The organism is Phenylobacterium montanum, from assembly GCF_018135625.1.
GTDB classification, from domain to species: domain Bacteria; phylum Pseudomonadota; class Alphaproteobacteria; order Caulobacterales; family Caulobacteraceae; genus Poindextera; species Poindextera montana.
Genome location: NZ_CP073078.1, coordinates 1,922,681 through 1,936,585 on the forward strand (window position 1 = coordinate 1,922,681; position 13,905 = coordinate 1,936,585).

The window sequence follows — 13,905 nt, forward strand, 5'->3', positions numbered from 1 at the left end:
ACCAGGCATTGACCGAGGTCAAGAGCGGGCGGAGAGGCCGGCGAGCTTTGATGCGCATCAACGCGGGTCAGGCGCCCCTGGGGAAGGATGCGGCGCAAACGCCTCCGGGGAGACGCCGCAGCATGGACTTAAAGGACCTGATCCTGTTCCTGGAGGCGGGCGCGCCGTGCGAGGCGCGGATTGGCCTCGCCGTCGGCCTGGCCGAGCAGTTCGGGGCCAGCCTCACCACCCTACTGGCGCCGCTGGAGCCGCCGGTGGCGATCCCGGACGGGTTCGCGATCGGGCCCCTGGGGGTGAGCGAGGTGCTGGAGCGGCGCGAGGCCGAGGCCGCCCAGGCGATGACGCTGGTGCGGGACGCCCTGGACGCAGCCCTGTCGGGCCGCGATATCCGGCACGCGGAGTTAGAGACCCTGGCCGGCGAGACGCCGCAGGGCCTGGGCCAACGCGCGCGCTGCCACGACCTGGCGATCCTGCGCCGCCCACAGGCGCACGACCTCGCCGGCCACGCCCTGGCCGAAGCCGTCGCCCTGGCCAGCGGCGCGCCGTGCCTGCTGGTCCCCGATGCGCCGGCGCCGAGGGTCCCGTTCTCACGCATCATGATCGGCTGGAACGGTTCGCGCGAGGCCAAGCGCGCGCTGCAGGACGCCCTGCCGCTGCTGCAGCGGGCCAGTTTCGTACGCCTGCTGGCCGTGGGCGGCGAGTCGGGGACGCTCCCGGACCGCGCCTCCCGCGAGGACATCACGAAGCTCTTGGCCCTGCACGGCGTGGCGGCCGGGTTCGAGCGGATCGACGCCCGGGGCGAGGACGCCGGCGCGGCCATGTTGGGCGCCTGCGCGGCGCTGAAGGCCGATCTTCTGATCATGGGCGCCTATGGCCACTCGCGCACCAAGGAGCTGGTCCTGGGCGGGGCGACGCGCACCGTGCTGGCGAAAGCTTCGCTGCCGGTTCTGCTGTCGCATTGACGCCGAGCCGCTTTGCCTCCGGCTGCAGGCGGCTCTATGGTCCGCCCAAGGCGGCGAGACCGCCGTTGCAAGACCTGGGGGAGCGTGCTTTGCGCAAGATTCTGACGGCTTCAATCCTGGCCGCGTGCCTCGCCTCGCCCGCCCTCGCCGCCACGCCGGCCGAACAGGCGCGCTGGAAGCACGAGGCGGCGGCGGTGACCATCACCCGCGACGACTGGGGTATCGCCCATGTGCGCGGCAAGACCGACGCCGACGCGGTGTTCGGCATGGTCTACGCCCAGGCCGAGGACGACTTCAACCGCGTGGAGACCAACTTCATCAACGCCCAGGGCCGCCTGGCCGAGGCGGAGGGTGAGAGCGCGGTCTGGCAGGACCTGAGGATGAAGCTGTTCATCGACCCGGCGACGCTGAAGGCCGACTATGCGGCCAGCCCGGCCTGGCTGAAGAAGCTGATGGTCGCCTGGGCCGACGGGCTGAACGACTATCTGGCCACCCATCCGGCTGTAAAGCCGCGGGTGATCCGGCATTTCGAGCCCTGGATGGCGCTGAGCTTCTCGGAAGGCAGCATCGGCGGCGACATCGAGCGGGTCGACCTCGAGAAGCTGGCGGCCTTCTACGGCAAGACCCAGGTCGCGGCGGCCTCAGGGCCGGTGTTCTACCAGGAACCGACGGGGTCGAACGGCATCGCCATCGCGCCGTCGAATACGGTGGATCACCACGCCCTGCTGCTGATCAACCCGCACACCTCGTTCTTCTTCCGCTCCGAGGAGCAGGTGACGAGCGGCGAGGGACTGAACGTCTACGGCGCCTCCACCTGGGGCCAGTTCTTCGTCTATCAGGGCTTCAACGCCCACGCCGGCTGGATGCACACCTCCAGCGGCATCGACAATGTCGACACCTTCGCCGAGACCATCGTCAGGAAGGACGGCAAGCTGTTCTATCGCTACGGCGCTGACCTGAAGCCGGTGACCACCTCGAAGATCACGGTGCCCTATCGCACGGCCGCAGGTTCGATGGCGTCGAAGACCTTCACCGTCTATCGCACCCAGCATGGCCCGATTATCCGCGCCGACGGCGACAAGTGGATCGCCATCGCCCTGATGAACACCCCGATGAAGGCGCTGGAACAGTCCTGGCTGCGCACCAAGGCGAGCGACTACAGGAGCTATATGAAGGTGGCCGAGCTGAAGGCCAATTCCTCGAACAACACCCTGTTCGCCGACGACAAGGGCGAGATCGCCTATCTGCACCCTCAGTTCATCCCGGTGCGCAATGACAAATACGACTACACCCACCCCGTCGACGGCTCGAACCCGGATACCGACTGGAAGGGGCTGCACACGCTCGATCAGGCGCCGCACCTTCTGAATCCGCCGAACGGCTGGGTGTTCAACACCAACAACTGGCCCTATTCGGCGGCCGGGCCGGATAGCCCCAAGATCAGCGACTATCCTCGCTATATGGACACGGCCGGCGAGAACCCGCGCGGCCAGCACGCCACGCGCCTTTTGACCGGCAAGACGGACTTCACCCTCGAAGGCCTGATGCATGCAGCCTACGATTCCTACCAGCCGGCCTTCGCCAAGCTGATCCCCACCTTGCTCAAAGCCTGGGACGAAGCGCCGGCGGACGATCCGCTGAAGGCCAAGCTGGCCGACCAGGTCGCCGCTCTGCGCGCCTGGGACTATCGCTGGGGGGCGGATTCGCCGGCGACCTCGCTGGCGGTGTTTTGGGGCGACGCCCTATGGGCCAACAGCCATGAGGACGCCGAGCGGGAGGATCTGGACGTCTATGACTTCATGGCCAACCGGACCACGGCGGCGCAGAAGCTGAAGGCCCTCGCCGAGGCGTCTGACCGGCTGACCGCCGACTTCGGCTCCTGGAAGACGCCCTGGGGCGAGATCAACCGCTATCAGCGCAACAACGGCGACATCGTGCAGGTGTTCGACGACAAGAAACCCTCGACCCCGGTGCCGTTCACCTCGGCCCAGTGGGGGTCGCTGGCCTCGTTCGGCGCCCACCGCTATCCGGGGACCAAGCGCTACTATGGGACCAAGGGCAACAGCTTCGTCGCCGTGGTCGAGTTCGGGCCCAAGGTCCGCGCCTATGCGGTCACCGCCGGCGGCGAGAGCGGTCATCCGGAGTCGAAGCATTTCGGCGACGAGGCAGTACGCTATGCCGAAGGGAACCTGAGGGAGGTCTATTTCTATCCGGAGCAGCTGAAGGGCCACACGGAGCGGACCTATCAGCCGACCGCGCCGTGAGGGCGGGCGGATAGGCTGGACTCCAGCCTATCCGTATTAAAGCCAAGATTCACCGCCCCTTCCACTGCGGCGCGCGCTTTTGCGAGAAGGCCAGCGGGCCTTCGACGAAGTCCTCGGACTTGAACAGGGCCGAGACCGCCTCATAGCGGATCTGGCCCTTGATGGCGGCTTCCAGGCTGGGTTCGTCCAGGCCCTGCATCACCGCCTGCTTCGAGGCGCGGATCGACATCGGGCTGCATTCGCAGATCAGCTTGGCCCAGCGGCGGGCGGCGTCCATCAGTTCGCCCGGGGCCACGACCTCGTTGACGAAGCCCAGGGCCTCGCCCTCTTTGGCCGAGACCCGGCGGGCGGTCAGGATCATGCCCATGGCGCGCTTCAGCCCGATCTGGCGCGGCAGGCGGTGCAGGCCGCCGGCCAGGGCGGCCAGGCCGACCTTGGGCTCGGGCAGGGCGAAGACCGCGTTCTCCGAGGCGATGATCAGGTCGCAGGCCAGAGCGATCTCGAACCCGCCGCCCATGGCCACGCCGTTAACCGCGGCGATCACAGGCTTCTTCAGGTCGAAGCGCGAGGTCAGGCCCGCAAAGCCCGAAGGCGGCGAGCCCATCTTGCCGCCGCCGGCCTGGTGCTTGAGGTCGTTGCCGGCAGAGAAGGCCCGGTCGCCCGCCCCGGTGACGATCGCCACCCACTGGTCAGGGTCGGCGCCGAAGGCGTCGAACGCCTCGCCAAGCTCGAAATGGGCCGGCGAGTGCAGGGCGTTCATCACGTCCGGGCGGTTCAAGGTGATGATGGTGATCGGCCCTTCGCGATCGACCTTGATGAATTCATAGGCCATGACGTCCTCCTAAAGATCTGATTTCATGAATGGTTGGAAATTCTTACCCGTCACGCGACGCCGCGCAGTTGCTCGCGATAGCGCTTCCAGTTGTGCACGTAGTGCAGGGCCGAGCCGGTCAGGATCGCCGCATGCTGCTCGCTCACCTCGCGGACCACCTTGCCCGGCGCGCCCATCACCACCGAATTGTCGGGGATCTCCTTGTTCTCGGTGATCAGGCAATTGGCGCCGATCAGGCAGTTGCGGCCGATTTTGGCGCCATTGAGAATGATCGAGCCGATCCCGATCAGGCTATTGTCGCCGATGGTGCAACCGTGCAGCATCACCATATGGCCGATGGTCACGTTGGCGCCGATGGTGAGCGGACTGCCGCTGTCGGTGTGCAACACCGACCCGTCCTGAACGTTGCTGTTTTCGCCGACAATGATCGGGTCGTTGTCGCCGCGCAGCGTCGCCCCAAACCAGATACTGGCGTTCTTCTTCAGGATCACCCGCCCCAGCACCACGGCGTTCGGCGCAATCCAGTATTCGTCCGGGTTCGGCAGTTCGGGCGCCACGCCGCCCAAGTCAAAAACATTCATCCGACCACATCCTATATTGCAACCTGGGACTTGATTAACCGTTCATAAAGCCTGTTAGCATTAGCTTCGTGAGGCGATTCGAGTCGGGGTTTTCCAGGCTCGCATCCCCGCCGCGGGATTTCCCGCGGTCTCCTCTGGACGGAGTAAAGGGTGTCGCGTTCTGTGTCCCGGCGGGCCTCGAGCCTGCCCCGCCAGCCAGCCGCAGCAGGGCCGCCAGGCCTGGCGCCCCATCCGTCTCTTTCATTGCCTGCTTCAGCCAAGGGCGGTCCGTTGCGGACGCGCCCTTTTTCTTTGTCTCGACGGAGAGCTCCATGACCAAGCGTCAATTGAAGCGAATGGTGCGTGAAGGTGCGTTCGAAGCCGATCAGTTCGACGATGGCAAGGTGCGCCGTCTGCCGGTCGAACGCGGCTGGACGCCGGCCATGAACGCCTATGGGAGCAGTCATCATGAGGATCGCGAGCAGGGGTATCTGAAGACAATAAAGCCGAAATCGCCCGGGCAGGCGAAGCTGATCGAGGCTATCGACGCCCGGAACCTGATCATGGCCCTAGGTCCCGCAGGGACAGGCAAGACCTATCTGGCGATCGCCAAGGCGGTCGAAGCGCTGGAGGCGGGCAAGGTCGGCCGCATCGTGCTGTCGCGCCCGGCCATCGAGGCCGGCGAGTCGATCGGCTTTTTGCCCGGCGACATGGAGGACAAGCTGGCGCCTTACCTGCGCCCGCTCTACGACGCCCTATCGGATCGGCTGTCAATGAAGCGGGTGCGCGCCCTGATGAGCGAAGGGGCGATCGAGATCGCGCCGGTGGGCTACATGCGCGGCCGCACCCTGAACAACGCCTTCGTGGTCATCGACGAGGCGCAGAACTGCACCTATGTCCAGCTGAAGATGCTGCTGACGCGGCTGGGCTGGAACTCGACCATGGTGGTCACCGGCGACCCTCACCAGTCCGACCTTCTGCCCGGCGTCTCGGGCTTGGCCGATGTGGCTGAAAGGTTCGAGCCCCTGTCCAACATCGCCGTGGTCCGCCTCGGCGACGCCGATATCGTCCGCCACCCGCTGGTGGCCGAGATGCTGGGCGTTCTCTGATCTGCGCCTTCCCGCCCGGCGCCGCGGCGCCGGGCGGGGCTTCCCCTCAGGGCGAAACCGGCGGCAGCACGCCCGCCTGGCTGAAGATGTCCTTCAGTCGGCGTTCGATCTCCAGTCCTGGCGGGGCGCCGGGTCCTTCGATCGCGGCGACGAAGCTGAGGTCGTCGGCTGGCGACTGGACGCGCCCGACCCACCAGCCGACACGGCGCGAGCCATCCTGGATCGAGGCGCAGCTGGTGGCCCGGTCGTTGATCACGGTCTTGCCGCCCTTGGCCTCGCTCCGCGTCTCGTCCCAGGTCAGGGCCTGGACCGCCGCCAGGCTCTCGGGCCGCACCGGCAGCTGGCCGGCGTAGAATCTACGGATGAAGCCCACCTGCTGGGTCGGGGTGATGGTCAGGAACCCGCCGGCCTGCGGCCCCTGCCAGAAGGCGTTCGCCATGCCGGCCGGGTCGTGCGAGCCGTAGTCGAAGGCGCGCAGCCGCTCGACATAGCGGTCATGGCCCACGGCGCCGGCCAGGCGCTGGAACCACCAGCCGATCTGCAGCTTGAAGGCCTGGCTGAGGTCCGCGTCGCGCTGCCACAGGCCCACCGGCTGGGGCGAGCCGTCCCACTTGTAGACCGTGGCCGGGGTCACCGCCCCCTGGTCCAGGCCGATCAGGGCGTTGGCGATGTCAAAGGTGGCGCAGGGCGGCAGCTGGGCCATGCAGATCTGGGCGTCGCCATAATGGTAGCGCTCGATGCCGCTCTTGGTGTCGATCAGCAGGACGCAGGTGTTCAGCCCGCCGATCTGGCTGTCGATCAAGCTGTTGAGCCGGTTCACGTCGATGCCTTGGTGGCCCCCTCCGCCGCCCGGGCGGCCCCCGGCCGGCGCCGGCTTCCGTTGGCAGGCGGTCACGAGGCTGAGCACGGCCAGGGCGACCACACCGATGCGTCTCATCGCGCGCCTCGCGACAGGTGTGTGTCGAGGAAGCCCGCAACCTCGTCCAGGATCGGCGCCTTGCGGCGGAACGGGCGCGAGAATGCCAGGATAGTGTCGGTATGGGTCAGGGTCTGGTGGATGCGCACCTCGGCGTGGCCGCCGGCGGCCTCGATCGCCCGGCCCATGCGCACGCTCTGGCCTGCGGTCACCGCGGTATCGCGCCCGCCATGGACCAGCAGGGCCGCCGGCCCATCCGCCCGGGCGTGATTGACCGGTTGGGTGCCATCCAGGTCCTCGGCGGCGGAGAAGGTCGCGAGCGTTGCGGGCGTTCTCAGCGGCAGGAAGCTGTAAGGGCCAGACAGGCCGACCACAGCGCGCACATGGGCGGGCTCGACCCCCGCCCCATGCAGGTAGCGCGTATCATAGCCGAGCTGAACGGCGATATAGCCACCAGCCGAATGGCCGATGAAGGCCAGGCGTGCCGGGTCTCCACCCAGAGCCGCCGCATGATCGACCGCCCAACGCGCGGCGCCGGCCGCATCCTCGAGAAACGCCGGATAGCGGATCTGTGGAACCAGTCGATAGCCGGCCACCACGGTCAGGAAGCCTCGCGAGGCCAGGGCCCGGCCGACGAACCCGTATTCCTGCCGCCGCCCGGTCTGCCAGCCGCCGCCATGGAAGAAGACTGCCACCGGCGCCGGCTCTGCGGCGGCCACCGGCGCGAACACATCCACCGCCTGCATGCGATCTGGGCCGTAAGCCTCGCCGTGAACGACCCGTTTGGCCGGATCCCGCGGCGTCACAGCATTGAAGGCGCCCACACGCGAAAAGGCCTGGGCCGCTGCCGCGACCTCGGCGCCGAAGCCTTTCGGAGAGTCGGGACGGGTCTCGGCGGTCATTTTCGCTCCACTTCGGAACCTCTAGCCATTTGACAGAGGACGCGGGCGAGGCCAAGTCGCGCGGCATGTCCCAGCTGCGCAGCCTCTTCGTCACCCAGGTCTATCAGGCCAGCCTCGCCGGCGAACGCGGCTTTTCCGAGTTCAACGCCGAATTGGAAGCCGCCTGCCTGATGATGGCCGAGGAGGACGCCGCGGGCCGCGCCTGGTGCCGCCAGAACGCCTATGGCGGCTACACCTCCTACGCCTCGCTGGATGACCTCCCGACTCGGGTCAGCGCCTTTGGCCTCTTGAAGAAAAAGCTCGATCGCCATGCCTCCGTCTACGCCAAGGCCCTGCATCTGGACCTGGGCGCAGGCCGGCTGAGACTCGATAGCCTGTGGGTCAACGTGCTGAAGCCTGGCGCCGCCCATTCCGGCCACATCCACCCGCACAGCGCCCTCTCCGGCACGGTCTATGTGGCCACCCCGCCTGGCGCCAGCGCCCTGAAGCTGGAAGACCCTCGCCTGCCGCTGATGATGGCCGCGCCGCCACGCATGGGCGATGCGCCGGAGGACGCCAGGAGCTTCGTCTATCTGCAGCCCGAGGCCGGGACGATCCTGATGTGGGAAAGCTGGCTGCGCCATGAGGTGCCGGCCAACCAGGCCAAAAGCCGACGGATCAGCATCAGCTTCAACTACGCCTGGGCCTGACCGGCTTCGGCCGCCACGCGCCTCGTGATGGGTTGTGTCCAAAAGATATTTGTTGGCCGACAAATTAATATATGTAAGGTCGATGCCGATCGCCCACGAGCGGCGAATGACCGAAGAGGAAGCGCGCATGGCCATCCCCCAGGACGTGGCGAACACCATCGTGGATCCCAGGGCCTATGCCGACGGGCGCCGGGTCGACGAGGCGTTCAAGTGGCTGAGGGCCAACGCGCCGCTGGACGTGGCCCAGCCCGAAGGCTTCGATCCGTTCTGGGTCGTGACCCGCCACAAGGACATCCTGGAGATCGAACGGCAGAACGAGCTGTTCCACAACGGCGACCGGGCCACCGTGGTCACCACCGTCGAGGCCGACCTCAAGGTGCGGCAGATGACCGGCGGTTCGCCGCACCTGGTGCGCTCGCTGGTCCAGATGGACAACCCGGACCACATGAACTACCGGCGGCTGACCCAGAGCTGGTTCATGCCGCAGAACCTGCGCCAGCTCGAAGGCCGCATCCGCGAGATCGCCCGCAGTTTCGTCGACCGCATGGCGGCGCACGGCGACCGATGCGACTTCGCCCGGGATGTCGCCTTCCTCTATCCGCTGCACGTGATCATGGAGGTGCTGGGGGTTCCGGAGTCCGACGAGCCGCGCATGCTGAAGCTGACCCAGGAGCTGTTCGGCAGCGCCGACCCGGAACTCAACCGCACGGGCGAGGCGGTGATGGACGCCGACGCCGGCGTGGACACCATCCAGTCCGTGGTCATGGACTTCATGAACTATTTCAACGCGATGACCGAGGATCGCCGCGCCCGACCGCGGAACGACCTGGCCAGCGTAATCGCCAACGGCCAGATCGAAGGCGCCCCGCTGGGGCATCTGGAAGCGATGAGCTACTACATCATCGCCGCCACCGCCGGGCACGACACCACCTCGTCCACCACCGCCGCAGCCCTCTGGGCCCTGGCCGAGAATCCCGACCAGCTGAGCAAGCTCAAGGCCGACCCCGCGCTGATCCCCGGCCTGATCGAGGAATCCATTCGCTGGGCGACGCCGGTGAAGCACTTCATGCGCACCGCCACCGCCGACGCCGAGGTCGGAGGCCGCAAGATCGCCAAGGGCGACTGGATCTTCCTCTCCTATCCCTCCGGCAACCGCGACGAGGCGGTGTTCGATGATCCCTTCTCGTTCCGCATCGACCGCTCGCCCAACAAGCATGTCGCCTTCGGCTACGGCGCCCACGTCTGCCTCGGCCAGCACCTGGCCCGGATGGAGATGCGGATTCTCTGGGAGGAACTGTTCGCGCGCCTGGACTCCGTCGAGCTTGACGGCGAGCCGAAGCGGATGGCCGCCGCCTTCGTCTGCGGACCCAAGTCCGTGCCCGTGCGCTTCAAAATGAACTAAGACTCCGGCGGGTCGGTCGCCGCAGCCAGCCCCGCAAAGCGTCAAAACCAAGGCGGCGATGGGAGGATCCATGGAGACGACACGCCTGCCGGCCGGTCCGGATGCGCTGGACGCGGACTGGCTGACAGGAGCCCTGCGCGAGTCGGGCGCGCTGCCGGCCGGCCGGGTCACCGAAATCGCCATCACCCCGGTCGGAAACGGGCTTGTCGCCGACAGCTTTCGCCTGACTTTGGCCTATGAAGGGGCCGCCCAGGACGCGCCGGCCAGCATCGTCGGGAAGTTCCCGGCCCGCGATGCGGTGAGCCGGCAGTCGGGATCGGCCCACCGCCTCTATCTGCGCGAGGTTTCCTTCTACCGCAGCCTGGCGGCGAGCCTGGCCATCTTCACGCCCCACGCCTATTTCGCCGAGATCGACCCCGCCACCGACGATTTCGTGCTGCTGATGGAAGATCTCGGCCCTGCCCGCCAGGGCGACCAGCTGCATGGCTGCACCCTGGCCGACGCCAAGACAGCCATGGCGGAAGCGGCCGCCATGCACGCGCCGCGCTGGGCCGATCCGACCCTTCTCCACCTCGACTGGTTGGTCCCATCGCCCGATCTGGCGCAGCAGGTGGAAACGGCGCTGCCGGCGATCACCGGCATGTTCAAGGCCCGCTACGAAGGCGTCCTCGAGCCGGAGTTCGTCGATTTGGTCGACCGCCTGCCGGCCGCCCTCGCCCGCCAGCGCGGGGACACGAGTTCGCCGGTCACCGTCCAGCACGGCGACTATCGCCTGGACAACATCCTGTTCGACGTTCAGGGCGGCCGACGCCCGATGGCCACGCTCGACTGGCAGACCGTAACGCTCGGGCCGGCCGTTCAGGACGTGGCCTATTTCCTCTCGGCCGCGCTGGATCCGCACGAGCGACGCCAACACGAGACGGAGCTCGTGCGCTTCTATCATGGCGAACTGATCCGTCGGGGCGTTCAGGGCTTCTCGTGGGAGGACTGCTGGCGCGACTATCGGCGCTACAGCCTGCACGGCATCCTGATGGGGGTGTTCTCGGCCCTGTCGGTCGAGCGCACCGAGCGCGGCGACGCCCTGTTCCTGAAGATGACCCGCGGCGCCTGCGCTCAGGCGCTAGACCACCAGAGCTTCGCCTTCTGGGAAGGTTGAGGCCCCAAGCGGCGTGACCACGGAAAGGGACCCCATGAGCGCGGCCTACAAGACCTGGCAGTGCCGGACCTGCGGCTACATCTACGACGAGGAAGCCGGCGACCTGGGCGAAGGGCTGGCGCCGGGCACGCGCTGGGCCGACATACCGGACAGCTGGGTCTGCCCCCTCTGCGGCACGTCCAAGAGCGAGTTCGACATGATCGAACTCTGATTTCGCACCGCCCTAGCCGCTCTGCAAAATCCTGGTTATCGTCGATAACAAGACAAAGAGGAGCGATCCATGGACGGCGGTGCGAGCATCAGTGGCTTTTCGCGTGAGGGCCTGGCCAAGATCGGCCCGGCGTTGCAGGGCGTTGTGGACAACGGCTTCCTGTCCGGGGCGGTGACGCTCGTGTGGCGCAACGGCGAGATCGCCGATGTGACCTGCGTCGGACAGCGCGACCTTTCCACCGGCGCGCCCATGACGCGCGACACCCTGTTCCGCATCGCCTCGATGACCAAGCCGGTGACCTCGGCTGTGATCATGATGCTGATGGAGGAAGGCAAGCTCAGGCTGGACGACCCCATCACCAAATGGGCCCCCGAGTTTTCCGACATGAAGGTGTTGAAGGACGCCGAAGGGCCGCTGGACCAGACCTATCCGGCCCCGCGCGACATCACTATCGAAGACCTGCTGACCCATCGCTCGGGCCTCGCCTACGGCTTCACCTCCATGGGCCCGATCGCCCAGGCCTACCAGGAGGCCCTGGGCGATGTCCTGAACACCGGCCAGCATCCCGACGCCTGGATGGAGGCCCTGGCCGGCCTGCCCCTCTCCTACGCGCCAGGCGAGCGGTTCCACTACAGCCACGCCACCGACGTCCTCGGCTTCATCGCTGGCCGCATCGAGGGCAAGGGCATTCGCGAGGTGCTGTTCGAGCGGGTGTTCGATCCCCTGGGCATGGTCGACACCGACTTCTACATCCCGCCGGAGAAGCGCGACCGGGCGGCGGTGGTCTATCGCATCGACGAGGCCACCAGCAGCCTGCAACCGGTCCGCTTCGCCCAGTACGATGCGCCGCCCCCGTTCTGCGGCGGCGGCGGCGGACTGATCTCGACGGCCGACGACTATCTGAAATTCGCCCTGGCGCTGCTGGGTGATGGCGAACACCAGGGGGTGCGCCTTCTGAGCCCTCAGTCGGTCGCGCTGATGCGCACCAACCGCCTGAGCGACGCCCAGCGCGAAATCCCGTTCATGGGCATCCCCTTCTGGGGCGGCCAGGGCTTTGGCCTGGGGCTTTCGGTGATCACCGACGCCGAGAAGCAGGCCTGGATGGGCGTCGGCACCAACGGCGCATTCAGCTGGCCGGGCGCCTTCGGAACCTGGTGGCGAGCCGATCCGGCCGAGAACATGGTCATGCTCTACCTGATCCAGAACTCGATGCCGCTGGAGCCCGGCTCGGCCAGCCAGCTGGCCACCGGCCAGCGCCTGGCGGCGGCCGCCGCCCTGCCGATGTTCCAGAACCTGGTCTATACCGCGCTGGGGCGGTAGCTCACTTGCCGATCTGAGGCTTGAAGCCCACCTGAACCGGGGGCTTCGGCTTCTCCGCCTTGGGCTTGCGGACTTCCTTGTTGCTGCGCTTCTGACCCTTGGCCATCTGACACCTATCTTCAGGGCCGGGCTTCGCTGCGCCTGATGCTGGAATTGGGGACGAGTGTCGAAGCGGCAGCCCGCCGCTACGCATAGGGACGGCGCAGAGCTATACACGCCGCGGGTCCCGTTCGCCAGGAACCTTGACCCCTCGTCCGCCGCGGGGCTAGCCCTTGCAGCCATGGCCTGGAGCAAATCACCGCAGAGCCTGATCGACCTCTTCACCGAGAGCCTGCCGCACGACTTGCGCATCCAGACGCGCAAGATGTTCGGCTATCCGGCCGCGTTCGTGAACGGCAACATGTTCGCCGGCCTGTTCCAGGACCAGATGTTCGTCCGGCTGGCCCCGGAGGACCGCGCCGCCTTGGACGCCGAGCACGGCGCGGTGGATTTCGAGCCGCTGCCCGGCCGGCCGATGCGGCGCTACGCGTGCCTGCCCGAGGCGATCATGGAGGACGAGGCGGCGGTGGCGATCATGCTGGCCAAGGCCCTCGGCCACGTCGCCCGGCTCCCGCCCAAGGAGAAGAAGGCGACGAGGGGGACGAGGGGGAGGGAAATTCGCCGCCCCGCCAGCTAGGCTCCCGATCATGGCGAACCCCAGAGGCCGAGGCCGGCCACCGCATGAGGATGTCCTGACCCCCGCGGAATGGCGCGTGGTCGAAGCTGTGCGCCATGGCATGGCCGCCACCGAGATCGCCCGCCGCCAGGGGGTGAGCCCGGACGCCGTCAAGTATCACCTGGCCAATGCGCTCTCGAAACTCGGCCTGAGCCGCCGCGCCGAGTTGCGCGCCTTCAACGGCGTTCGTCGCGACAGCGCCCTCTTCCATAAGGACCTCGACATGACCCAGCCCGTCAGCCTCGGCCCCGTCGGCCAGATCGCCCGCAGCGTCAAGGACGTGGCCGCCGCCCGCCAATGGTACGGCGAGGTGCTGGGCCTGCCCCATCTCTATTCCTTCGGCAATCTCGCCTTCTTCGACATGGGCGGGGTGCGCCTGTTCCTGTCCGAGGGCGACGGCGCAGCCCAGGAATCCATCCTCTATTTCCAGGTGGACGATGTGCGCACGGCCCACGCCGCCCTGGCCGCCCGCGGCGCCGAGTTCACCCACGCCCCGCACATGATCCATCGCCACGAGGACGGGACCGAGGAGTGGATGGCCTTCTTCAACGACAACGAAGGCCGCCCGCTGGCGATCATGGCGCGGGTGAAGGGGTGAGGCCGAGCAGCGCTCCTCATCGGGCCTCGCGGCTGTGGAAGATGCGGGCGACGAACACGCTATCAGCCTCGACTCTGTACTGGACAACGTAAGCCGCCGCGCCAAACGGGATCACAAGTTCGCGCCAGCCTTGCCGCACGCCTGGCCGACCGCGTTCCGGCAGCTCTCCGAGCGACAAGACCGCATTGCCCAGGGCTTCGCTGGCGCGGCGCGCCGCCCGTTCGCTGCCCTGAGCCAGAAAATCGGCAAGCCGCTGCAAATCCTGCCGC

Annotated in this window: 16 protein-coding genes; 10 read left to right on the forward strand and 6 right to left on the reverse strand. The window is 67.4% G+C overall.

Features of this window, described 5'->3' with window-relative positions; translation table 11 throughout:
- The first annotated feature begins 122 nt into the window (after nucleotides 1–122).
- Entirely contained in the window at nucleotides 123–962 is an 840-nt protein-coding gene (locus KCG34_RS08570; RefSeq protein WP_211939953.1) for a universal stress protein, read from the forward strand.
- Nucleotides 963–1,051: 89 nt separating this feature from the next.
- Nucleotides 1,052–3,226 carry a penicillin acylase family protein gene (locus KCG34_RS08575; RefSeq protein WP_211939954.1) on the forward strand — a complete coding sequence of 725 codons (2,175 nt, stop codon included), beginning with the start codon at nucleotides 1,052–1,054 and terminating at the stop codon, nucleotides 3,224–3,226.
- Nucleotides 3,227–3,275: 49 nt separating this feature from the next.
- Here the strand turns inward: KCG34_RS08575 and KCG34_RS08580 are convergent, their stop codons facing one another.
- The gene (locus KCG34_RS08580) at nucleotides 3,276–4,058 is read right to left on the reverse strand and encodes an enoyl-CoA hydratase-related protein (RefSeq protein WP_211939955.1); all 783 of its coding nucleotides are present in this window, start codon (nucleotides 4,056–4,058) and stop codon (nucleotides 3,276–3,278) included.
- A gap of 50 nt (nucleotides 4,059–4,108) precedes the next feature.
- Nucleotides 4,109–4,639: a gamma carbonic anhydrase family protein gene (locus KCG34_RS08585; RefSeq protein WP_211939956.1), complete on the reverse strand. Its 531-nt coding sequence runs from the start codon at nucleotides 4,637–4,639 to the stop codon at nucleotides 4,109–4,111.
- A gap of 311 nt (nucleotides 4,640–4,950) precedes the next feature.
- On the opposite strand from KCG34_RS08585, the gene KCG34_RS08590 reads away from it, so the two are divergent.
- Nucleotides 4,951–5,727 (forward strand): PhoH family protein, encoded by a 777-nt coding sequence (locus tag KCG34_RS08590; RefSeq protein WP_211939957.1) that lies wholly within the window; start codon nucleotides 4,951–4,953, stop codon nucleotides 5,725–5,727.
- Between the two features lie 46 nt (nucleotides 5,728–5,773).
- Here the strand turns inward: KCG34_RS08590 and KCG34_RS08595 are convergent, their stop codons facing one another.
- Complete coding sequence (locus tag KCG34_RS08595; RefSeq protein WP_211939958.1) at nucleotides 5,774–6,664, reverse strand: penicillin-binding transpeptidase domain-containing protein; 891 nt, start codon at nucleotides 6,662–6,664, stop codon at nucleotides 5,774–5,776.
- Nucleotides 6,661–7,545, reverse strand: coding sequence for an alpha/beta hydrolase (locus tag KCG34_RS08600; protein ID WP_211939959.1), 885 nt, complete (start codon nucleotides 7,543–7,545; stop codon nucleotides 6,661–6,663). The genes KCG34_RS08595 and KCG34_RS08600 overlap by 4 nt, the downstream gene beginning before the upstream one ends.
- 65 nt (nucleotides 7,546–7,610) lie before the next feature.
- Here KCG34_RS08600 and KCG34_RS08605 point away from each other — a divergent pair, with 65 nt between their 5' ends.
- The 5 genes from KCG34_RS08605 to KCG34_RS08625 all read left to right on the forward strand — a co-directional run bounded on the left by KCG34_RS08605 (nucleotide 7,611) and on the right by KCG34_RS08625 (nucleotide 12,323).
- Complete coding sequence (locus KCG34_RS08605; RefSeq protein WP_211940754.1) at nucleotides 7,611–8,234, forward strand: TIGR02466 family protein; 624 nt, start codon at nucleotides 7,611–7,613, stop codon at nucleotides 8,232–8,234.
- Nucleotides 8,235–8,361: 127 nt separating this feature from the next.
- Nucleotides 8,362–9,636 carry a cytochrome P450 gene (locus KCG34_RS08610; protein ID WP_211940755.1) on the forward strand — a complete coding sequence of 425 codons (1,275 nt, stop codon included), beginning with the start codon at nucleotides 8,362–8,364 and terminating at the stop codon, nucleotides 9,634–9,636.
- Between the two features lie 70 nt (nucleotides 9,637–9,706).
- Nucleotides 9,707–10,792, forward strand: coding sequence for a phosphotransferase (locus KCG34_RS08615; protein WP_211939960.1), 1,086 nt, complete (start codon nucleotides 9,707–9,709; stop codon nucleotides 10,790–10,792).
- A 34-nt stretch (nucleotides 10,793–10,826) separates the two neighbouring features.
- Entirely contained in the window at nucleotides 10,827–11,003 is a 177-nt protein-coding gene (locus tag KCG34_RS08620; protein WP_211939961.1) for a rubredoxin, read from the forward strand.
- Nucleotides 11,004–11,072: 69 nt separating this feature from the next.
- The gene (locus tag KCG34_RS08625; protein WP_211939962.1) at nucleotides 11,073–12,323 is read left to right on the forward strand and encodes a serine hydrolase domain-containing protein; all 1,251 of its coding nucleotides are present in this window, start codon (nucleotides 11,073–11,075) and stop codon (nucleotides 12,321–12,323) included.
- A gap of 1 nt (nucleotide 12,324) precedes the next feature.
- Here the strand turns inward: KCG34_RS08625 and KCG34_RS25830 are convergent, their stop codons facing one another.
- Complete coding sequence (locus KCG34_RS25830; protein ID WP_249138267.1) at nucleotides 12,325–12,429, reverse strand: hypothetical protein; 105 nt, start codon at nucleotides 12,427–12,429, stop codon at nucleotides 12,325–12,327.
- Nucleotides 12,430–12,603: 174 nt separating this feature from the next.
- Between KCG34_RS25830 and KCG34_RS08630 the strand changes: the two genes are divergently transcribed.
- Together KCG34_RS08630 and KCG34_RS08635 are read left to right on the forward strand one after the other, a co-directional pair.
- Nucleotides 12,604–12,999 (forward strand): TfoX/Sxy family protein, encoded by a 396-nt coding sequence (locus KCG34_RS08630; protein ID WP_211939963.1) that lies wholly within the window; start codon nucleotides 12,604–12,606, stop codon nucleotides 12,997–12,999.
- A gap of 10 nt (nucleotides 13,000–13,009) precedes the next feature.
- Nucleotides 13,010–13,636, forward strand: coding sequence for a LuxR C-terminal-related transcriptional regulator (locus KCG34_RS08635; RefSeq protein ID WP_211939964.1), 627 nt, complete (start codon nucleotides 13,010–13,012; stop codon nucleotides 13,634–13,636).
- A gap of 16 nt (nucleotides 13,637–13,652) precedes the next feature.
- Here the strand turns inward: KCG34_RS08635 and KCG34_RS08640 are convergent, their stop codons facing one another.
- Nucleotides 13,653–13,895, reverse strand: a complete 243-nt coding sequence (locus tag KCG34_RS08640; RefSeq protein WP_211939965.1) for a type II toxin-antitoxin system RelE/ParE family toxin — start codon at nucleotides 13,893–13,895, stop codon at nucleotides 13,653–13,655.
- Between the last annotated feature and the right edge of the window lie 10 nt (nucleotides 13,896–13,905).